Genomic DNA, 22,419 nt, shown 5'->3' with positions numbered 1-22,419 from the left:
TGTGAAAAACTGGCTTTGTATCATTACAAAGCCAGTTTTTGATATTAAGCATTACCAGATGCATGAATAATAAATAGACACAACTTTATTTTATTCAGTTGCTGAATATTTTTACTGTTTGCTGATAATATTACGCACATCTTTTAGAGTAATGGTTTGATCCTTAAAGACAAAATTTTCTATTGTATAGTAATCATAACTACCATAGAAAAAGTCCTTGACCCGGATTGAATCATTTTCGTTGTAGCCGTAAATAATTAAATCATAGTTTTCTTTCCTGAATTTTACTTCAGAAAAATTAACATCAGTAAACTGAATGGTATCATTACCGCCAGCTTCATCAATAGTGTCCTGTCCATGGCCTTTGGCAAAAACATAAGTATCATTACCATACCCGCCTTCCATGTAATCATTACCTTCACCGCCAATCAGGATATCATCACCTTGATAACCATGTAATTTATCATCACCGGCACCGCCATCCAGAACATCGTTAGTGCTACCGGTAGTAATGGTATCGTTACCGTCGCCACCATATATAAGAGCACGACCGTTAGTAAGAGTAATAATATCATCACCGCTGGTACCAAATAGTTGCATACCGTTTTTACGCAAATCAGCTAAAGTAATGGTTTGATCCTTAAAGACAAAATTTTCTATTGCATTATAATCATAACTACCATAGAAAAAGTTCTCGACCCGGATTGAATCATTTTCGTTGTAGCCGTAAATAATTAAATCATAGTTTTCTTTCCTGAATTTTACTTCGGAAAAATTAACATCAGTAAACTGAATGGTATCATTACCGCTAACTTCATAAATAGTGTCCTGTCCATGGCCTTTGGCAAACACATAAGTATCATTATCATAACCACCCTCCATGTAATCATTACCTTCACCGCCAATCAGGATATCATCACCTTGATAACCATATAATTTATCATCACCGGCACCGCCATCCAGAACATCGTTAGTGCTACCAGTAGTAATGGTATCGTTACCGTCGCCGCCATATATAAGAGCACGACCGTTAGTAAGAGTAATGATATCATCACCGCTGGTACCAAATAGTTGCATACCGTTTTTACGAAAATCAGCTAAAGTAATGGTTTGATCCTTAAAGACAAAATTTTCTATTACATTGGAATCAAAACTACCATAGAAAAAGTTCTCGACTCGGATTGAATCATTTTCGTTGTAGCCGTAAATAATTAAATCATAGTTTTCTTTCCTGAATTTTACTTCAGAAAAATTAACATCAGTAAACTGAATGGTATCATTACCGCTAACTTCATAAATAGTGTCCTGTCCATGGCCTTTGGCAAAAACATAAGTATCATTGCCATAGCCACCTTCCATGTAATCATTGCCTTCACCGCCAATCAGGATATCATCACCGTAATTACCATATAATTTATCATTACCGGCGCCACCATCGATAATTTCATTATTTGAAGAACCTGTAATCACATTATCATTATCATCGCCATTTAAAATAAGCATGAGGTTATTTATAATATCTTTTTCATCAGCAGTTTTATCTTCAAAAATAAAGTTGAATCCACGGCTGTTAACGTTGTTAACGTTAAAATAGTCAGGCAGAGTTACAGAATCTGAATTGCCATAAGCTTTAATAATAAGATCATTACCGGAACGGATGAACTGAGCATCAGCAAATCGGGCATCTTTAAATACAACATCATTAAATGTATTTTTTTCACTTGAAGAGGCTGCATCATTAATAATATCCTGTCCATGGCCGGCTTCAAATTCATAGCGGTCTTTTTCATAATCGCCGCCATAAAGCTGATCGTTACCGGGACCGCCAATCAGGATATCGTAGCCGGGGCCGCCAATCAGAATATCATTATCATCACCGCCGTCTAGTGTATCGTCTCCTTCATCCCCATTCAGGATATCATTGCCGGCATTGCCATATAAGGTGTCATTACCTTTACCTCCATTGATAATTTCGTGCTTTGAAGAGCCGGTAATCACATTATCATCATCATCGCCATTTAAAATTGGCGTAAGATTATTTTTAATATCCTCTTCGCCAGCAGTCTTATCTTCGAAAATAAAGTTAAATCCGCGGCGGATATTTTCCTTAAAATAATCAGGCAAGGTTACAGAGTCTGAAATTCCATAAGCTTTAATAATCAAATCATTACCGGAACGGATGAACTGAGTATCAGCAAAACGGGCGCCTTTGAACACAACATCATCATGTCGATTTGTCTCATATGAGTATGCTCCATCATAAATAATGTCCTGCCCATGGCCGGCTTCAAATTCATAGCGATCCTTTTCTTGATTACCGCCTTTAAGAGTATCATTACCGGGGCCGCCAATCAGGATGTCATAGCCGGAGCCGCCTTCAAGGTAATCATCCCCGTCGCCACCGGCAAGAATGTCGTTACCATCGCCGCCGTAAAGGGTATCATTACCTTCATCACCGTATAATTCATCATCACCGGCATACCCATATAAGGTATCATTACCTTTACCGCCGCTAATAATATCCTTGGTATTCCAACCATGGATGAAATTATCACCATCGTCACCATTCAGAGTAAATGTAATTTCGTTGATGATATCCTGTGCACTGATGGTTCTGTCTTCAAAAATCAAGTTAAATCCACGGCGGATATCTGCGTTAAAATAATCAGGCAGGGTTACAGAGTCTGAATCACCATAAGCTTTGATAATCAAATCATTACCGAAACGGATGAACTGAGCATCAGCAAAAAGAGCGCCTTTGAACACAACATCATCATGTCGATTTGTCTCATATGAGTATGCTCCATCATAAATAATGTCCTGCCCATGGCCGGCTTCAAATTCATAGCGATCCTTTTCTTGATTACCGCCTTTAAGAGTATCATTACCGGGGCCGCCAATCAGGATGTCATAGCCGGAGCCGCCTTCAAGGTAATCATCCCCGTCGCCACCGGCAAGAATGTCGTTACCATCGCCGCCGTAAAGCGTATCATTACCTTCATCACCGTATAATTCATCATCACCGGCATACCCATATAAGGTATCATTACCTTTACCGCCGCTAATAATATCCTTGGTATTCCAACCATGGATGAAATTATCACCATCGTCACCATTCAGAGTAAATGTAATTTCGTTGATGATATCCTGTGCACTGATGGTTCTGTCTTCAAAAATCAAGTTAAATCCACGGCGGATATCTGCGTTAAAATAATCAGGCAAAGTTACAGAGTCTGAATCACCATAAGCTTTGATAATCAAATTATTACCGAAACGGATGAACTGAGCATCAGCAAAACGGGCACCTTTGAACACAACATCATCATGTCGATTTGCCTCATATGAGTATGCTCCATCATAAATAATGTCCTGCCCATGGCCGGCTTCAAATTCATAGCGATCCTTTTCTTGATTACCGCCTTTAAGAGTATCATTACCGGGGCCGCCAATCAGGATGTCATAGCCGGAGCCGCCTTCAAGGTAATCATCCCCGTCGCCGCCGACAAGGATATCATTACCATCGCCGCCATAAAGCGTATCATTACCTTCATCACCGTATAATTCATCATTACCGGCTTCCCCATACAAGGTATCATTACCTTTGCCGCCGCTGATAATATCCTTGGAATCCCAACCATGAATAACATTATCACCATCGTCGCCATTCATGGTAAATGTAATTTCCTTGATGATATCCTGTTCTCCAATAGTTCTGTCTTCGAAAATAAAGTTGAATGCACGTTTGGTGAAATGGGTAAAATAACTAGGCAGAGTTACAGAGTCTGAATCACCGTAAGCTTTAATAATCAGATCATTACCGGAACGGATGAACTGAGCATCGGCAAAACGGGCATCTTTGAACACAACTTCATCCCAAGTATTTTTTTCACTTAAATATGCTTCATCATCAATAGTGTCCTGACCATGACCGGCTGCAAATTCATAGCGATCTTTTTCACGAATCCCGCCTTTAAGAGTATCATTACCGGGACCGCCAATCAGGATATCATAGCCGGAGCCGCCTTCAAGGTAATCATCCCCGTCGCCGCCGACAAGAATGTCGTTACCATCGCCGCCATAAAGCTTATCGTTACCTGCACCACCACTTAAATAATCATTTCCGTTTCCTCCGTACAGCTCATCATCGCCTTTACCGCCAAAAAGATTATCGATACCATCGCCGCCATAAAGCTTATCATTGCCCGGCCCTCCGGCAATTACATCATTTGAATCCCAGCCTCTGAGTACATCATCTCCTGCTGTGCCGCCTATAGCAAAAGACATGGCTGCAATATCATCAACACTTAATACTTTATCTTCAAAGACAAAGTTAAATGCACAATTGTCGGTATAGCTTAGATCGAAAAAATTTTGTATGGTTACAGAATCATCATTTCCATAAGCCTGAATTACTAAATCTTGTCCGGAACGGTCAAAAACAGCATCAGTAGATTTAGCTTTCATAAATACCACATCATTATATTGTTCTTTTTGATTCCGATAACCTTTATCAACGATAGTATCTTGCCCGTGCCCGGCTTCAAACACATAGCGGTCTTTTTCATAATCACCGCCATAAAGTTTGTCATTACCGCTACCGCCGATGAGGACATCATATCCAGAACCGCCTTTCAGAATATCGTCACCGGCATAACCATTTATGGTATCGTTTTTGTCTGATCCGTTAAGCGTATCATTTTTCTCTGTTCCATTTAATACATTTGTGTTATCTATGAAATATTTCGAATTTAATGTTTTATCATCGAAGATAAAAATAAAGTTACCGGCATAATTATTTTCTGAGCTGAAAAAATCTATGATAGTTAGAGAATCCTGATTGTTATATGCCTGGATTACCAGATTGTTATCTAATTGAAAAAATCTGACATTTGCAGAATTGGCCTGTTCAAATGTGATTTCATATTGTTGATTTTGATTATTTTCACTGGCATTGTGATTAATCATTTCCTGGCCATGGCCTGGTTTATATATATAACGGTTTATTTTTTGGTTATTTTCATTGGAAATATTGCTGTCTGTTTGTATCATTATTGAGTCCTTGTAGAAAATTTTTAAAAGTTAAATAATAATTTTTATCTAAATTAATTTATATGGAATATTATCAGAGTGAATATTTAGTTAAATGTATGAATTTTTATAATAATTTATTAATTTTATGAGTTTGTATGTACTGTTTAAGTAAGTAACTAATTATAAAATAATATATGTAAAAATATTCAATATATGAATTTAACGTTAAAAATAAATGTTTTACTATAATAAATATATTGCATTGGATTTCAATATCTATCTGTTTTTATGAATTTAAATATTATTTCTCCTTGATTTAATATTAATGTTAAAGTAATAAAAATTATATTTGTGTTTTTTAATTGAGTATTTTGTTATGAAATTGAAATGAAAAATGTCAGGTGCATTAGGGTATGATTCTCCTTGTAAATATAAATTGATGATATTTTCTGAAGTTAATATTTTAAATGTAATTTTTCTACTGTTTAAAAAATAGAAACAAAGTATATGATTGATTGTGATTTAATCAGTTTTTATTTCTTTAAATTTAAAGCAAATTTAAATTCACCGGTTTATACTGGTTTAATTAAGTTATATTTATTTAAATATATAGGATAATATTATAAAATAATTTTACACTAAGATATGAATATTATCAATTATTTTTTATTTGATTGGTTAATAATTTTAATATAAATATTTTTACTAGCTATTAATACGATATTGACATAATAAATTGTGTACAAAAAATGCTTAATCAGCTTATTGAGTCTGATTTGATTTTACTAATCACTGATATTTTCTGATTTATTAAATTAAATTTGAAAAAGTTTATTTTTTCTGATACTTAATAGTTAATATCTGTTCATGAAAATGCCAGCTTAAAATAGTTTAATCAATCGCTCATTTACAATTTTTAAGACAGTAAAAATTAATATTTAATTTCGATTTATTTTTTAAGTTGTAAAGTCAGTACTTCTTCACCGAAATCCCGTACCCTTTGCCAGTCGGTATATTCAATATGGGCATTCAGGCGGGTTTCGCCTTTGTTCAGTTTCATAACCAGACGCATCATGTAGCGGTCGAGCAGGTTATATTTGGCATAGTGCAGCTCTCCGGCAAAAATTCCAATTAACTGAGGGCGCCATGGGCTTTTGGTGAAAAATTTACGTGTGTAGGTATGTGTTTGCGGTGTACTGCGATGAGGTTTGTTTGCCAGTATGCTGACGCTGAAAAAGGCACTTGGGGTGTTGTTGAGGATTTGCTGATGGCGTTCTATCCAGGGTGCCAGCTGAGAAGCGTAGTGTCCGTACCGGATAGAGGCACCAATAATAATTTTATCGTATTCTCCCTGCTGAATAAACGGCTCATCTGCCAGATTAACCATATCAACCGTGATACCGGCAGCAGTCCATTGCGCTTCAAGTGTCTGGGCAATTTTAAGGGTATAGCCAAAACGGCTGCTGTATACAAGCAGATATTTCATGGTGCACGGATTCAGATAAATAAGACTTATCATATCACGTCTGCCGGTTTTTACTCAGGGTAATTATTTAAAGCTGATTTTGTTTATTCAGGTACAAGATATTGGCTTTTTTACTGCGCGGAGGCTGGTACAATGGCGGCTGTTTTTGGAGATATATATGAAAGCCAGTCAGTTTTATATTTCAACATTAAAAGAGGCTCCGGCCGAAGCGGAGTTGGCCAGCCATAAGCTTATGCTGCGTACCGGGATGATCCGGCGTCTGGCCAGCGGATTGTATACTTGGATGCCGATGGGGTTAAGGGTACTGCGCAAGGTTGAACATATTGTGCGGGAAGAGATGAATCGTGCCGGTTCGATTGAATTGCTGATGCCGGTAGTTCAGCCGGCTGAATTGTGGCAGGAAAGCGGCCGCTGGGCATTTTATGGTAAGGAATTATTGCGTATTACTGATCGTCACGAACGTGAGTTCTGTATGGGGCCGACTTGTGAGGAAGTAATTACGGATATTGTGCGCAGTGAAATTCGCAGCTACAAGCAGCTGCCACTGAATTTTTATCATATTCAGACTAAATTCAGGGATGAGGTACGGCCACGGTTCGGGGTAATGCGTGCCCGTGAGTTTGTTATGAAAGATGCTTATTCATTCCATACCTCATTTGAATCATTGCAACAGACTTATCGGGATATGTTTGATGCCTATTGCCGCGTTTTTGACCGGCTGGGACTGGATTATCGTCCTGTGGCAGCAGATACCGGCAGTATTGGCGGAACGGGTTCGCATGAGTTTCAGGTTCTGGCGGAAAGTGGTGAGGATGTTATTGCCTATAGTGATACATCTGACTATGCAGCTAATGTTGAGCTGGCTGCTACTTTGCCATTATCAGGAGAGCGCCGGAGTGCAGGGCAGGCTTTAAGCAAAGTTCACACGCCGAATGTACGCAGTATTGAAGATTTAGTGGCATTTTTAAATATTCCGGTTGAGCAGACTCTGAAATCGCTGGTTGTTGAGGGTGAAGAAGAGGGGACGGTAGTATTGCTGCTGGTTCGCGGAGATCATCATCTGAATGAAATTAAGGCTGAGAAGCTGGCAGGGGTAAAAGCACCGTTAACTATGGCTTCTGTGGCAGCTATTGAAGCTGCTTTCAATGGCGCACATGGTGGTTCGCTTGGTCCTGTGGGCTTTAAGGGTAAGGTATACGCCGATTTTGCTACTGCAAAATCTGCAGACTGGGTAATTGGTGCTAATGAAGACGATCATCATTACACAGGCTTTAATTTTGGCCGTGATGCAGCAGAACCGGAATTTGCTGATTTACGTGAAGTAATCGCCGGTGATCCTAGTCCGTGCGGAACCGGAAGTCTGAAGCTGGCTCGCGGAATTGAGGTTGGCCATGTATTCCAGTTACGGACTAAGTATTCTGAGGCTATGCAGGCTACTGTTCTGGATCAGAACGGTAAAAATGTTGTGCTGGAAATGGGGTGTTATGGTATCGGGATTACGCGTGTGATTGCTGCGGCAATTGAACAGAATAATGATGAACGCGGTATTATCTGGACAGAAGCTATGGCACCGTTTACGGTGGTGATTGTGCCGATGAATTATAAAAAGTCAGCTGATGTAAAAGCTGCCGCAGATAATTTGTATGCGCAATTGCAGCAGGCCGGAATAGATGTACTGCTGGACGATCGTGATGAACGTTCCGGTGTATTACTGCATGATTCTGAGCTGATTGGTATTCCGCACCGGATTGTGATTGGTGACCGTGGTCTGAAAGCAGGTAAAGTAGAGTATCAGGCACGCAGGGATACTGAAGCTACTGAGCTGGCCGTTGATGCAGTAGTGCCGCATATTTGTGCTTTATTCAGCCATAATTAATATTTTAATGTGTATAAACCGGACATTGTGCGTCTGGTTTTGGCTAATTATTATTAGAAAATAATAATCTGATTTGATAATGTAATTATGGTTGCAGTTTGAAGATTAACGAATAAAAAACCAGATTTTGCAATCTGGTTTTTTTTCTATTATTTAAGTAATTCGTCCGGAATCTTGCATACTGGAATCGGGTTGATTTTATGCTGCATGGCACGATGATAACGTTCATAAATAGCAAATACTTCGCGCTCGCGGCCAGTAAAATCGTCTATTTTATGGGTATCGTAGACACTCATAGCCCATTCGAGCTCAGGATAGGTTGCACCAATCTGTTCTTCATCGGTTTTATCGGCATCCCATAATCCATCCGTAGGCGGGGCATCAATAATATTCTGATCTATGTTCAGTTCTTCAGCCAGTGTATATACCTGACTTTTAAGCAGATCAGCAATCGGGCTGAGATCTACGCCGCCATCGCCGTATTTGGTAAAGAACCCGACGCCGAAATCTTCTACTTTATTACCGGTTCCGACCACAAGCAGGCCGCGTTCCTGAGCGTAGTAATATAGTGCAATCATGCGCAGGCGGCTGCGTGCATTGGCCAGTGCCAGCTGGGTTTGTTCATCTTTATTGTCACCAATGTCTACCGCCATGGTAAATGAGTCAAAGGTGCGGGTAAGATCTACCCAGTGTTCTTCTATGTTGTTATAACGGCTTTTCAGCTGACGAATATGCTCCTGCGCCCGTGCTATCTGATTAACTTTCTGATGAATAGGCAGTTCCAGTACTAATGTGGGCAAGCCTGTTCTGGCAGCAAGAGTTGAGACTACGGCAGAATCGATACCGCCGGAAACGCCTACAACAAAACCTTTGCATTTTGCCTTAGTGGCATAATCACGTAACCAGTTAACAATATATTCAATGATGGCTGTTGTTTGCATGGTGTATTCTTTCGCTGATTATTGAGCAGGATTAATATACTTCTTTAAGCTTTGCCTTGCAAAGGGTCTGTTGCTGCCGGCTTATGTATGTAATCTGATTGGGCAGTAAGTGGTATATTAGGTTAGAATAGGTATAGTTTGTTAATGTCTTGTGACGGAAAAAATAGTTATATGCAGGATATGGTGCCAGCTGAAATCCGCTTAAGTCAGAACCGGCAGAGATTACGGCTGGTCTACGGAGCAAAAACATATGAGCTTGAGGCTGAGTTTCTGCGGGTATTTTCACCCAGTGCTGAAGTGCGCGGTCACGCAGCGGGGCAGGAAGTATTACAGACAGGTAAGCGTGATGTAACGATTACTGCTTTGTCTCAGGTTGGTAATTATGCTTTGCGTATTGCATTTTTAGACGGACATGATACAGGGTTGTACGACTGGGATTATTTGTATGATCTGGCTGTTCGTCAGGCAGAACTCTGGGCTGGTTATGAAAAGCAGTTACTTCTTGCCGGCGCCAGCCGTGACCCCGACTGATTTGCGGTTATTCGGATGCAGGCAGCCGGATAAGTTTATTTGGGCAATATTTAATTCTGAAAGTGTGGTATGAGCGATCACAAAACTCATTTTGGTTATCAAACTGTTGATGAAGATGAAAAAGCGGGTCGTGTTGCCGGTGTATTCCATTCGGTGGCCAAAAACTATGATGTGATGAATGATGTGATGTCCGGCGGTTTACACCGGATCTGGAAGCACTTTACCATTACCACAGCTCCGGTACGTAAAGGCGATAAGGTACTGGATATTGCCGGTGGTTCAGGTGATTTGTCGCGCGGCTGGGCCAGACGGGTAGGACGCAGCGGTGAAGTCTGGCTTACTGATATTAATTCTTCTATGCTGACAGTGGGCCGGGATCGTTTACTTAATGAAGGGCTGGCATTGCCGGTGGCGCTGTGTGATGCAGAAAAACTGCCTTTTCCGGATAATTATTTTAATCTGGTGTCGGTATCGTTTGGTTTGCGTAATATGACGCATAAAGAAGTGGCACTGGCTGAAATGTATCGCGTTTTACAACCCGGCGGTACTTTGCTGGTGCTGGAATTTTCGCATGTATTCAAGCCGCTCAAGCCGGTTTATGATTTATATTCATTTAAGATGCTGCCGCTGATGGGTAAGCTGATTGCTAAAGATGCAGACAGCTATCAGTATCTGGCAGAATCAATCCGTATGCATCCTGATCAGGAAACGTTAAGAAAAATGATGCTGGATGTAGGATTTGATAGTGTGAATTATCATAATTTAACCGCTGGTGTGGTGGCTTTGCATAAAGGGGTTAAGTTTTAGTTTGTCAGTTGACACTGTGTTCAGGCTGCCATATGGTGGCCTGATTTGTTTTATATGTGACTGGGTAATGTTATGAGTGAAATTGAACAATTACAGCCGCAGCCGGTATGGCAGTGGTTTGCGCGTTTGTGTGCGGTACCGCGTCCGACATTTCATGAACAGGCTGTGCGGGAAATGCTGGTTAAGGCAGCACAAGAATATAGTCTGAAAACAGATATTGATGCTAAGGGAAATTTGCGTATTTGCAAACCAGCCACTGCGGGTATGGAAAATTGTGTGCCGGTAGCCATTCAGGCGCATATGGATATGGTGGCACAAAAAGGTGCTGATTCGCAGCATGATTTTCAGCGTGATCCGGTGCAGACCCAGATTAAAGAAGGCTGGGTTTGGGCTAATGACACGACCCTCGGTGCTGATAATGGTATCGGTCTGGCTATGGGGCTGGCAGTAATATTCAGTGAAGATATTGCGCATCCTGAATTAACGCTGATTGTTACGGTTGAAGAAGAAATCGGTATGGGCGGAGCAGAAGCGCTAAGTGCGGATTGGTTGCAGATGCCCTATCTGATTAATCTGGATACCGAAGAAGCGGGTGAGATTTTTATTGGTTGTGCAGGTGGTCGTGATGCCAGTATGACCTTACCTCTGAACTGGCAAGCCGGTAAGCTGTCTGCATGTACTGTTCGGGTGTCCGGTTTGCGCGGTGGTCATTCAGGCGTGGATATTGATAAAAATCATGCCAATGCTAATGTATTGCTGGCACGGGTGCTGTCCGGTTTGTATGCACAGATACCTTTTGCTCTGGGTTCATGGCAGGGTGGCGAGCTGCGCAATGTAATCACGCGTGAGGCTCAGGCTGTGATTGGCCTGGACGCTGATACAGCACGTACAGCTGTTGCACCAATTGCTTCTGTTATTGCTGAAGAATGGGCAGAAGAAACACAGTTGGATATTGAAGTTTTACCGGCAGAGGATCTGACTCAGGCCGCTACTTTGGAAAGCACTCAGAAAGCGCTTGATTTGCTGCTGGCTGTGCCCAATGGTGTAATGCGCATGAGTGAGCAGTTTAAGGGGATTGTGGAAACTTCTTCTAATATGGGGGAAGTGAAAACCGGAACCGATGGTTTACTGATACATTGTCTGATGCGTTCGCTTCTGGAAACACCTAAAGATGAATTCAGTTTGCGTCTGGCTGCATTAGCGCGAATGGCCGGGGCAAATCTGGAGTTAACAGCAGATTATCCGGGCTGGGCACCGAATGCAGACTCTTCTTTACTGAAACTAACCAGCACTATTTTTGCCCGTCACTATGGTAAACAGCCACCGTTGCAGATTATTCATGCCGGACTGGAATGCGGGATTCTCAGTGGTAAAGCACCTCATCTGGATATGGTGTCATTCGGACCGACAATACGTGCAGCACATTCTCCTAAAGAGCGGGTAGAAATTAAAGCTGTGGCTGAATGCTGGTCTGTTTTGCTGGATTTACTCAAATCTATACCGCCACGGCAGTAATCAGGTTGTCGGTTGGTACTGAAAAGGCATGGCAGTGACATGCCTTTTTGCTATTTTTTTGCTGCTATTCTTTGTAAACAGGGATATAGTAAGCCTTAGCCGGTTTGTACCGGCATAAATAATTTTGGTTCTGACTATTGTTAATCAGAATGAATTACTTTTACAATGGCCCATATATTTTTGTCCGGACAATCTGCCGGATCAGGAAGTGAGTTTTATGGATACTCAACAAAATAGCCGTCGTAATTTTCTGCGTGCCGGCGCTGCTTTTGCAGGTGCCGGTCTGTTGCAGGCTTGTCGCAGCAATCCGAAGCCTGACGTCAAAACAGCATCAACACCTAAAGTACCTGTGCAAACCAATAATAATCTTAATACTATGCGTATTTTTGCCTGTTCCGGATTTGGTGAAAGTGTCAGCCGGAGTGAGCTGGCAGCCCAGCGTCTGGCTATAGCCGGTTTTGCCGTGAGTAATCAGCAGGCGTTTATGCGTCGCTATCAGCGTTTTTCCGGCAGTGATGCTGAGCGCGCTGCAGATTTGCAGGATGTTGCTATCGGCCGGGTACCTGTACCGAAGGTGCTGATGGGACTGCGTGGTGGATACGGGGCGATGCGTATTTTGCCTCTGGTTAACTGGTCTTCTCTGGGTGCAAGAATGCGTGAGCAGGGTACATTACTGTATGGCTACAGTGATGTTACTGCTGTGCAACTGGCATTGCTGGCTCAGGGGAAAATGTGCAGTTTTGCTGGACCAATGCTGTATAGTGAGTTTGGTAAACCACAGATGAGTTTATTTACCACTCGTTCTTTTATTGAGAACAGCTGTAATCCGAAAATGTCAGTTACAGTTGCCGATATACAGAATTATCAGATACGTGCTGAGGGTATTTTGTGGGGAGGCAATCTGAGTGTGTTGTCTGCGCTCGCCGGCTCTCAATTTATGCCACAGGTGAATGGCGGCATTTTGTTTATTGAAGATGTGGGTGAACAGCCATACCGGATAGAACGCATGCTTCAGACATTGTATCTGAGCGGAGTACTTGCACGACAGCAGGCAATTATTCTGGGTAATTTCCGTATGGGCTCGATTCGTGATGTCTATGACAGTAGTTATACTTTAAATTCTGTGATTCAGACGATGGCAAGGCTGACAAAGGTTCCGGTACTAACTGGATTTCCTTTCGGGCATATTACCGATAAGGTTACCTTTCCCCTGGGCGCCAAAGCAAGTTTGTATTCTACCAATAATGGTGGTTATCAGATTGATTTCAGTGATTATCCGGTTTTGAATCCTTCTGTACTGGCTTTAAATACGCTGCTTCCGCAACCGCCTGCCGTTGAGGGACTACTTAACGGATCTACTGCGCCTGCTAATGATTCTTCATCTGAAACCGAAGATACGATGTAATTATTCTGGCAGTAATTTGTCAGCTTGAGTTTTCAGCTGATTTATTCTGGCTGCTCCAGCCATTTGATAATTGCCTGATTGTCAGCCGGAGCCTTGAGCTGACTGAGGGTATAGCGGTTCATGGAATGATAAAAGGCTTGCTGCGCTTCGCTGAATAGTCGGGGAAGATAGCAAAACTCTGCCATTGAGCATGGGGGTTGCCGGCAGTTGATTAAATGAGGGGTCTCTGATGAGGCCAGCTCCAGTGCCTGAACAATATCACCCAGTTTGAGCTGATAGCTGGAGTCAGCCAGTTTTATACCGCCTTTTCTGCCCTTAAAGGAATCAATCCAGCCGCTCTGCGCCATGAAATATACAATTTTTACCAGATGATTTTTAGATACGCTGAGCTGTGTGGCCAGACTTTCTACGGTAGAAAGTCTGTTCTCAGGCAGGTATTGTAAAGCTAATAATACGCGTAAGCCTAAATCGGTAAAACGGTTTAATTGCATGGCAGACTGTCAGACTAATGGAAAGTCAATTTTGCCTGTTTTCAGCTGCCATGAAAAGATTTCGTTTAAATAATTTCAAAATGGTTATTATGCTGCCAGCTGGCTGAATCCGCCTGTACCGAACAATTCCATGAAAATCTGGTTTTGTGGTATTCGTAAATCACGCAGAGCCTGATATTGTGCATGCATAAATTCTATCGGGCCGCAAATATAATAGTCTGCATCAGCAGGCAGCAGTGAGCTGTCCAGTTCGGATAAATTCAGACGACCAATTTTATCAGCCGCTAATTCTTTACCCGGGTTTTCACAGGCCAGATAGCTGCGCAGGTTAGGCATGCTTTGCTGCAATTCGGTGATATGCTGGTGCATCGCCAGTACATTACTGTTGCGGCAGGCATGAATAAAACTGATATGCTGATGCGGATTTTTTTCTGCAGCAAGGGTATTCAGAATAGCAATCATGGGTGTGATACCAACACCTGCGCTAATCAGAACAGTATTTTTATGCGGATGGTGCAGTATAAAAGTACCTGTCGGGTTGGTTACTTCCAGTTCATCACCGATTTGGTAATGCTCATGCAGAGTTGTAGACACATAACCTTCAGCATGTTGTTTGTCACCAATTTCTTTTTTGACGCTGATGCGGAAATAGCTCGGGTGATTGCTGTCGGAAAGTGAGTACTGACGCGGTTGCCGGATGCCTAGCTGAGGTACCATAACCCGAACGGAAATATACTGACCGGGCTTATACTCCGGCAGCGGGCTGTTGTCTGCCGGTTGCAGATAAAAGGAGGTAATTTCGCTGCTTTCAATCTGCTTATCAACTATTTTAAATTTTTTCCAGCCATTCCAGCCGCCTTCAGTTTTATCTTGTTTCTTATATAGATTTGCTTCTGTGGTAATAAGAATGTCGGCCAGTTGCTGATAAGCGGCAGTCCATGCTTCTATCAGTTCACTTTCCATGGGGACGTTCAATACTTCACTGATAGAGTGCAGCAGATTGGTACCAACAATTGGATACTGATCCGGCTGAATATCCAGACTGACATGCCGGTGAGCGATCTGACTAACTGCATCGCCGAGATTCTGTAATTTGGTAATGTTTTGAGCATAAGCCAGTACTGCACTGGCCAGTGCATGTGGTTGCGCATCATTGCGCTGGTTGCCAAGGTTAAATATTTCTTTCAGGTCGGGGTTATTGGTGAGCATCCTGTTGTAAAAGTAGCGGGTTAGTTCAACACCGTGTTCCTGCAGGGCTGGAATAGTAGACTGAATCAGTTCGATTTGTCTGGTAGTAAGTTGCATGATTGTTCTCCCGAAAATTTTGTATAATTTAATATGTATATAAAATACATATTTTATATTAGGCTGCTTAATAACGGCTGTCAATAAATACTGAATCAATTAAATGAATAATTTTCTATTCCAATCTGTTCGGTATTGCTTTCAAGGGATGAAATGCGGAAAGTGGCGCATAGATTGGCTAATATGAGTTAAACTGTCTGCTATTTTGGTTGTGGTATTTCTGGTCATTCCGGCTGTTATCCAGAATAGGGTGACTGGCTGTTGTGACTGATGAAATAAGCAGGATATCTGAGGAATGCTAAATTTATGATGATCCATCCGAATTTTGATCCAGTATTGATACATCTGGGTCCTCTGGCCATTCGCTGGTACGCATTAAGTTATATTGTTGGTTTTTGTTTGTTTATCTGGCTGGGACGCAGACGGATTAAAAGTGGGCAGACCATATTTACCAATGAATTGCTGGAAGATTTATTTACCTGGGGTGTATTCGGCGTGATACTGGGCGGGCGTCTGGGCTATGTGTTGTTTTATCAGTCTGCGTACTATTTCAGTCATCCACTGGATATTCTGAAAATCTGGCAGGGTGGTATGTCGTTTCATGGCGGCTTTATCGGAGTGCTGGTCGCCATGTGGCTGTTTTCCCGCAAACACAAGGTTAAATTCTGGGCGGTAGCCGATTTTGTGGCGCCGCTGATACCGCTTGGACTGGCATGCGGTCGTATCGGTAATTTTATTAACGGCGAGCTGTGGGGGCGTGTTACCAGTGCTGATGCTTTCTGGGCAATGGGTTTTCCGCACGCGCATGATGATGATGTTGCGCTGGTGATGCAGGATCCGCAACAATGGCTGCCGGTATGGAATAAATTTCAGATGCTGCCGCGCCATCCTTCACAGCTGTATGAATTTATGCTTGAAGGAATTGTGCTGTTTGTGATTATGTGGCTGTTTACCAAAAAACCTCGTCCGCTGGGGCAGGCATCTATGCTGTTTTTACTTGGCTACGGTTTATTCAGGTTTATTGTTGAGTTTGCGCGTGAACCTGATGACTATCTGGGTTTGCTGGCGATGCATATGTCTATGGGGCAATGGCTTAGTCTGCCGATGATTGTGATTGGCGCAGTCGGATTCGCTTATACTTGTAAAAAAGCAGCTTAAACTGAATTTATAAAGCTGTTAAAGCCGCAATAAAATATATTTATTGCGGCTTTAATTACTGGCAGACCGAGAAAGGTAATTAATCTTTACAGGCTGTCTTTGTGTGCCAGAATCCGCCGGCTGCCACCCAGCTCAGCAGGTGAAACGATACCTGCGGCTTCGAGTGCTTCCATCAGATTTGCTGCACGGTTGTAACCAATGCGCAGATGGCGTTGTAAAGATGAAATAGATGTTTTACGGGTTTCCAGTACAAAGGCTACCGCCTGGTCGAATAATTCGTCACTGTTGGCGTTCGGATTAACCTGATTAACATTGGTCTGAGCAGCCTCTCCTGATAATAAGCCTTCTACGTATTGGGCAGGAGCCTGCTGTTTAATGAAGTTAACGATGGCATGAACTTCATCATCGGAGACAAATGCACCATGCAGACGGGTAGGTTCTGCCTGACCGGGCGGTAAAAACAACATATCACCTTTACCCAGGAGGTTTTCAGCACCCATCTGATCCAGAATGGTACGGCTGTCAATTTTACTGGATACCTGAAATGAAAGCCGGGTGGGAATATTGGCTTTAATCAGTCCGGTAATCACATCAACACTCGGGCGCTGTGTTGCCAGTATCAGGTGGATACCGGCAGCACGGGCTTTTTGTGCCAGCCGGGCAATCTGCTGTTCTACTTTTTTGCCTTCTACCATCATCAGGTCAGCCAGCTCATCAATAACAACAACGATATAAGGCAGTTTATCCAATGGTTCCGGATCGTCCGGATTGGTACTGAATGGGTTAACCAGTGGCGTTGATGCTGCTTTGGCAGCTGCTACTTTGTCATTAAAGCCGGTAATGTTGCGTACTCCGACATGCGCTAACAGCCGGTAACGTTTTTCCATTTCGGTAACACACCAGTTGAGTGCCTGAGCTGCTTCTTTCATATCGGTAACCACCGGAGCAAGCAGATGCGGAATGCCGTCGTATACACTTAATTCCAGCATTTTCGGGTCTACCATGATAAAGCGCACTTCGTCCGGCTGTGCTTTGTATAAAATCGACAGAATCATGCAGTTAACACCGACAGATTTACCAGAGCCGGTAGTACCGGCAACCAGTAAATGCGGCATTTTCGCCAGACTGGCAATCACGGGTGCACCGGCAATATCTTTCCCCATAGCCATGGTTAATTTATCAGTGGCTTCATGAAAGATTTTTGCGCCCAGTATTTCTGACAGCAGAACGTTTTGGCGTTCTTCATTAGGCAGCTCAATGCCCATTGTGGTTTTACCGGCGATGGTTTCTACAACACGTACGCTTTGTACTGAAAGGGAGCGGGCCAGATCTTTATTAAGATTGACTATCTGGCTGCCTTTTACTCCCTGTGCCGGTTCGATTTCATAGCGGGTAATAACCGGGCCGGTAGTGGCACTGGTCACTTCTACTTCAACGCCGAATTCTTTCAATCGGGATTCGATGTGTGCAGCCGTTTGCTGCAAAAGCTCGCTGTTAACCACAGCAGGCTGACCGGAGGGTTTGCTGAGTAATTCTGTATCCGGTAAATGAATCAGACCATTATCACTTTTTACTATAGGTTCAGATACCGGTGCCGGTTCTGTTAAATCCTGTGCGACGGGTACTTCTGTACGTACAGCCACGGTTTTACGGTTGCTGGTGGTAAGCTCGGGTGGTTCGATATTTTTTGCTGTAATATTTTTGGCCTGTTTGACTACACGCCGGACGGTTTTGTTGTTTGGAAATTCGGTAATTAACCGCTGCGGCCGGCGCAGTAATTTGCACCAGAACCATTCAAACTGTGCACCAAGTTTTTCGATTACGGTTAACCACGATACCTGCAATAACATTGACAGCCCGATCAGCATCATAAATATACTGATAATCAGACCGCCGGTCATACCGAAGAACTGATGTAATAGTTTTCCGAAACTCTGCCCGGTTAAACCTCCTGCACCAATAGGCAGAGTATTCTCAAGCATACTGGTAAATACCAGATTTTCTAGAGTAGGGCTGAATACCAGAAGTACAGCTAAACCACTCAGAGCCAGCCAGCTGCTGTAGGGTTTACTGTCAACGCTGGTGTTAAGAGAGCGTGCATTGAGCGGACGAAAGCTTTTATACAGGGCGATAATGGCAGCAATAATTAACCACCAGATAGATAAACCGAAAATGTAGTAGCCGATATCAGACAGCCATGCTCCGGTAAGACCGGCCAGATTATGAGTTTTATTAATTTGTGCAATACCGCGTGACCATGCCGGATCAGCCATATCAAAGCTGGCTAATGACAGTATGACAAACAGGGTAATCATCAGTGCCAGCAGCCAGAAAATATCATTAATGAGGTTCATTAACCATGGCTGTCTGGGTTTGCTGATTTCCTGTGGTTTGAGTTTTTTCGGTAACTGCTTGCTCGGAGCAGTTTTTTTTCGTGTTGTGGCCATAAATGTTGCAGCTTAATTTGGTATTTTTATCAGAAATTAACTGGTTATTATACGTTCTGTCAGGCTCTGTATCTGATATTAGTAACAGGATTTAACGGTTTTTTGCGGAGTATCAAACCCAGTAACCGCAGCCGGGTATACGTGCACCATGAGCACCCGTAGCATGATGAGTGGCTACAGGCTGACGCTGATACCAGCATGCCGCCAGCCAGGCAAAAGCAGAAGCCTCAACCAGTTGTGCCGGAAGTTGTAAAGTATCGGTGCTGTATAGAGATATCCGGTGTAATTCAAGCTGCTGTGCCAGTGTTTGCATCAGAAGCAGATTTTGCGCCCCGCCGCCACATGCATATACGCTGCCGGCATCAGGTGCGGCATTTATAATGGCGTTTACAGCACTGTGTGCGGTTAGTTCAAGCAGAGTGCGTAATACATCTGCGGGATTTTCCTGTCCGTTAAGATACTGGCTGAGCCAATCGGAACTGAATAAATCACGGCCGGTGCTTTTGGGATAAGGCTGGCTGAAATAGGCATGGCTGAGCATGGCTTGCAGCAATGGCTCAATTGTCCGGCCTTGTGCGGCCAGTGTGCCGTTAAAATCAAATTCTTGCTGCCAGTTTTGCTGTACCCATGCATCCATCAGCATATTGGCCGGACCGGTATCGAAGCCGAATGCCGGCTGGTGTGGTTGCAGAACGCTGATATTGGCAATGCCGCCCAGATTCAGAACCACACGGCATTGCTTTTCATCAGTAAAAACTGCCTGATGGAAGGCCGGTACCAATGGCGCACCCTGACCACCGGCAGCCAGATCGCGACTGCGAAAATCACCTACTGTTGTGATGCCGGTAAGTTCGGCCAGTAGTGCCCAGTCCATTAGCTGAATACTGTAATGCTGTTCCGGTACATGACGTATGGTCTGACCGTGACAGCCCAGTGCTGTCACGGTCCGAGCTTCAGTTTGTGCTGTACTGAGCACTGTACTGACAGCCTGAGCATTCAGGTGTGCTAGCTGCTGTGCCAGTACCGCTGCCTGTGCCAGTTCGTTCTGCTGTGGTATTTGTAATGATAATAGCTGCTGCCTGAGTGTTTCCGGGTAGGTGACGAATGCATGTGCACAGACACCTAGCCATTGAGTACCGGAAAGTTTGGCCAGTACGGCATCAATACCATCCATGCTGGTGCCTGACATCAGGCCGATATAGTATTGAAAAGAAGGTGTGCTGTTCATCAGGCGAAAGTAGCCATTACCGGTGCATGATCACTGGGGCGTTCCCAGCCGCGGGCTTCGCTGTCTATCTGTACTTCACGCAAAGCCGGCAATAACGCATTGCTGATCAGTATATGATCTATGCGTAAACCAAGTTTGCGTTTAAACATATTCATACGGTAATCCCACCATGTATAGTTTGTGCTGTCCGGATAAAGATAATACAGACTGTCTGTTAGTCCCAGACTCAACAACTGCTGAAACCAGCTGCGCTCCTGTGCTGAACACAATACTTTGTCCTGCCATTTTACCGGGTCATAAACATCTGTATCATGTGGTGCGATATTAAAATCGCCCAGCAATATGGTTTTGGGATGTTGTGCCAGCTCAGTGTTGATATAGTTATTCAGTGCCGCAAACCAACGCTCTTTATAGGCAAATTTTTCGCTGCCTACAGCCTCACCATTGACGCAATAAGCACAGATAATTCTGACATCATTAACCGTTGCCGCAATAATGCGTTTTTGCGGTTCATTCAATTCGGGGATATCAACTGTTACGTCCTCAAGAGGCTGTCTGCTGAGTATGGCAACGCCATTATAGGTTTTTTGCCCGTTCCATGCTGCATGATAGCCAATTTGGGTAAATTCAGTTTCCGGGAATTTATCCTGCTCAAGTTTCAGTTCCTGCAAAGCCAGTATATCCGGCTGGTTTTCTTCGAGCCAGCGCAGCGTATGCGGCAGACGCACATTGAGGGAGTTGACATTCCAGGTGGCAATTTTCATGATGGATTCTGTTTCAGCAAAACGGGTATTGTATGCGTAAAGTTTGGTGAGTTCCAGAGCAGATACCGCTATCAGTTAATCCAGCTGGGCAATGGTCACATTCAGATTACGAAAGCCGGATAACTGCTTATCCCAGTGATGCTGTTTCTTTTTGAAGTCAGCCAGTTCGCGTGCATTCAGTGTGCGGGTCGGCAGGGCAACGCTGGTCGGATTTACCGGCTGTCCGTTAATCCGGACTTCGTAATGCAGATGCGGGCCGGTAGAAACGCCGGTACTGCCTACGTATCCGATAATATCACCAGCCTGTACATGCTGACCAACACTTAGATTAGCAAAAGCACTCATGTGTCCGTACAGAGTTTGCATGCTGTCGTTGTGTCGCAGCACAACTGCATTGCCATAGCCCCCTTTGACACCAAAGCTTTCAACAGTACCATCCGATGGGGCATGTATGGGTGTTCCGCTGGCAACAGCATAATCGATACCGCTGTGCATGCGCAGAGTTTGCAGTATCGGATGAAAACGTGTACCAAAGGGGGAAGAAATCCGTGCACCATCGACTGGTACACTGGAAAATCCTTTGCGCAAAGGTTTACCGTTTACATCATAGTACTGGCCGTTACCATCATTACCGGTATCGTAATAATAGGCATGATAAATATTGCCATTGTGGCTGAATTCTGCTGCGCGTATATCACCTGTTGCCAGTTCCTGACCGCGATAATACAGGCTGTCGTAAATCAGGCGGATAGTATCGCCACTTTGCAGCGAGTTAATATCAATTTTGTCTTTGAAAATTTCACGCAGTGATTCTCTGATTTCTACCGGAATACCGGCTTGTGCCAGTGCTCCTCGTGCAGAGGTTTTAACGACAACGGCTTTAAATGTCGGCAGAGTTTCAGTATCCACTGCGCTGATATCGGCATTCCAGTTATTACCGGTTTTTTTCAGTGCCACCAGATTTTTTTCGCCATTATCATCATCATTAAAAAACTGGATATCGGTAAGGAGGCCATTGTTATCGGTGCGGATACTGAAAACCTGATTGACCTGTAAATGCTGTACCTTATTTTTGATGATGTTAAGACTGGTAATGCGCTGAATTTCATCTGCACTGATACCAAAGCGGCTTAGTACCATGTTAATCGTATCGCCGGGCTGGACGATTTCGTCCCGCCAGAAATTCTGTACAGGCGCCTGGGTTTTAATGTTAACCGGAGCCAGTTTGAGTGTTATATGCTTTGGCTGATAACGATCTGAATTGTGTTTACGGCCGGATATGAGTACAACCAGTATAATCAGAAGCAATACGATTGCCACGGCAATACCACACCAAAGTTTTGGTTTGGCGGCTATTTTCTGTTTGAACTGCTTTAACAAGGCTGATGATTGAGTTAACAGGGACATGGTTGTGTATCGGGCAATCCATCCTAA

The 22,419-nt window shown here is 43.4% G+C and carries 15 protein-coding genes; 6 read left to right on the top strand and 9 right to left on the bottom strand.

Translation table 11 applies throughout. From position 1 onward, the window contains the following. Nucleotides 1-111: 111 nt before the first annotated feature. Nucleotides 112-5,049 (bottom strand): calcium-binding protein, encoded by a 4,938-nt coding sequence (locus H3V01_RS11025; RefSeq protein WP_304944967.1) that lies wholly within the window; start codon nt 5,047-5,049, stop codon nt 112-114. Nucleotides 5,050-5,980: 931 nt separating this feature from the next. Then, on the bottom strand, nt 5,981-6,550 hold the full coding sequence (gene hemG, locus H3V01_RS05060; protein WP_198186161.1) for a menaquinone-dependent protoporphyrinogen IX dehydrogenase: 570 nt from the start codon (nt 6,548-6,550) through the stop codon (nt 5,981-5,983). 124 nt (nt 6,551-6,674) lie between these two features. On the opposite strand from hemG, the gene H3V01_RS05055 reads away from it, so the two are divergent. Next, nucleotides 6,675-8,393: a proline--tRNA ligase gene (locus H3V01_RS05055; protein WP_198186160.1), complete on the top strand. Its 1,719-nt coding sequence runs from the start codon at nt 6,675-6,677 to the stop codon at nt 8,391-8,393. Between the two features lie 149 nt (nt 8,394-8,542). On the opposite strand, the gene nadE is transcribed toward H3V01_RS05055, so the two are convergent. Next, nucleotides 8,543-9,334 (bottom strand): NAD(+) synthase, encoded by a 792-nt coding sequence (gene nadE / locus H3V01_RS05050; RefSeq protein WP_084587088.1) that lies wholly within the window; start codon nt 9,332-9,334, stop codon nt 8,543-8,545. A 144-nt stretch (nt 9,335-9,478) separates the two neighbouring features. On the opposite strand from nadE, the gene H3V01_RS05045 reads away from it, so the two are divergent. The 4 genes from H3V01_RS05045 to H3V01_RS05030 all read left to right on the top strand — a co-directional run bounded on the left by H3V01_RS05045 (nt 9,479) and on the right by H3V01_RS05030 (nt 13,592). Beyond that, nucleotides 9,479-9,865: a gamma-butyrobetaine hydroxylase-like domain-containing protein gene (locus tag H3V01_RS05045; RefSeq protein ID WP_232332592.1), complete on the top strand. Its 387-nt coding sequence runs from the start codon at nt 9,479-9,481 to the stop codon at nt 9,863-9,865. A 69-nt stretch (nt 9,866-9,934) separates the two neighbouring features. Next, nucleotides 9,935-10,672 (top strand): bifunctional demethylmenaquinone methyltransferase/2-methoxy-6-polyprenyl-1,4-benzoquinol methylase UbiE, encoded by a 738-nt coding sequence (gene ubiE, locus H3V01_RS05040; protein WP_025330921.1) that lies wholly within the window; start codon nt 9,935-9,937, stop codon nt 10,670-10,672. Between the two features lie 72 nt (nt 10,673-10,744). After that, a complete protein-coding gene (locus H3V01_RS05035; protein WP_198186159.1) occupies nt 10,745-12,187 on the top strand; it encodes an aminoacyl-histidine dipeptidase in 1,443 nt (480 codons plus the stop codon). 217 nt (nt 12,188-12,404) lie between these two features. Next, nucleotides 12,405-13,592, top strand: a complete 1,188-nt coding sequence (locus H3V01_RS05030; protein WP_100125374.1) for an LD-carboxypeptidase — start codon at nt 12,405-12,407, stop codon at nt 13,590-13,592. Between the two features lie 41 nt (nt 13,593-13,633). On the opposite strand, the gene H3V01_RS05025 is transcribed toward H3V01_RS05030, so the two are convergent. Next, on the bottom strand, nt 13,634-14,083 hold the full coding sequence (locus H3V01_RS05025; protein ID WP_198186158.1) for an RrF2 family transcriptional regulator: 450 nt from the start codon (nt 14,081-14,083) through the stop codon (nt 13,634-13,636). An 87-nt stretch (nt 14,084-14,170) separates the two neighbouring features. Next, nucleotides 14,171-15,388, bottom strand: coding sequence for an NO-inducible flavohemoprotein (gene hmpA, locus H3V01_RS05020; RefSeq protein WP_198186157.1), 1,218 nt, complete (start codon nt 15,386-15,388; stop codon nt 14,171-14,173). A 306-nt stretch (nt 15,389-15,694) separates the two neighbouring features. On the opposite strand from hmpA, the gene lgt reads away from it, so the two are divergent. Continuing rightward, complete coding sequence (lgt, locus tag H3V01_RS05015; protein ID WP_198186156.1) at nt 15,695-16,546, top strand: prolipoprotein diacylglyceryl transferase; 852 nt, start codon at nt 15,695-15,697, stop codon at nt 16,544-16,546. An 86-nt stretch (nt 16,547-16,632) separates the two neighbouring features. Here lgt and H3V01_RS05010 read toward each other — a convergent pair whose 3' ends face one another. The 4 genes from H3V01_RS05010 to H3V01_RS04995 form a co-directional block, all read right to left on the bottom strand. After that, a complete protein-coding gene (locus H3V01_RS05010; protein WP_198186155.1) occupies nt 16,633-18,993 on the bottom strand; it encodes a DNA translocase FtsK in 2,361 nt (786 codons plus the stop codon). Between the two features lie 112 nt (nt 18,994-19,105). Beyond that, the gene (locus H3V01_RS05005; RefSeq protein ID WP_198186154.1) at nt 19,106-20,221 is read right to left on the bottom strand and encodes an anhydro-N-acetylmuramic acid kinase; all 1,116 of its coding nucleotides are present in this window, start codon (nt 20,219-20,221) and stop codon (nt 19,106-19,108) included. After that, nucleotides 20,221-20,985: an exodeoxyribonuclease III gene (gene xth / locus H3V01_RS05000; RefSeq protein ID WP_198186153.1), complete on the bottom strand. Its 765-nt coding sequence runs from the start codon at nt 20,983-20,985 to the stop codon at nt 20,221-20,223. Before xth ends, H3V01_RS05005 begins: the two co-directional genes overlap by 1 nt. A gap of 75 nt (nt 20,986-21,060) precedes the next feature. Beyond that, the gene (locus H3V01_RS04995; protein WP_198186152.1) at nt 21,061-22,392 is read right to left on the bottom strand and encodes a M23 family metallopeptidase; all 1,332 of its coding nucleotides are present in this window, start codon (nt 22,390-22,392) and stop codon (nt 21,061-21,063) included. Between the last annotated feature and the right edge of the window lie 27 nt (nt 22,393-22,419).

The organism is Snodgrassella sp. M0351 (genome assembly GCF_016100575.1).
Taxonomy (GTDB): domain Bacteria; phylum Pseudomonadota; class Gammaproteobacteria; order Burkholderiales; family Neisseriaceae; genus Snodgrassella; species Snodgrassella alvi.
This window is presented reverse-complemented; position numbering and strand designations above follow the sequence as displayed.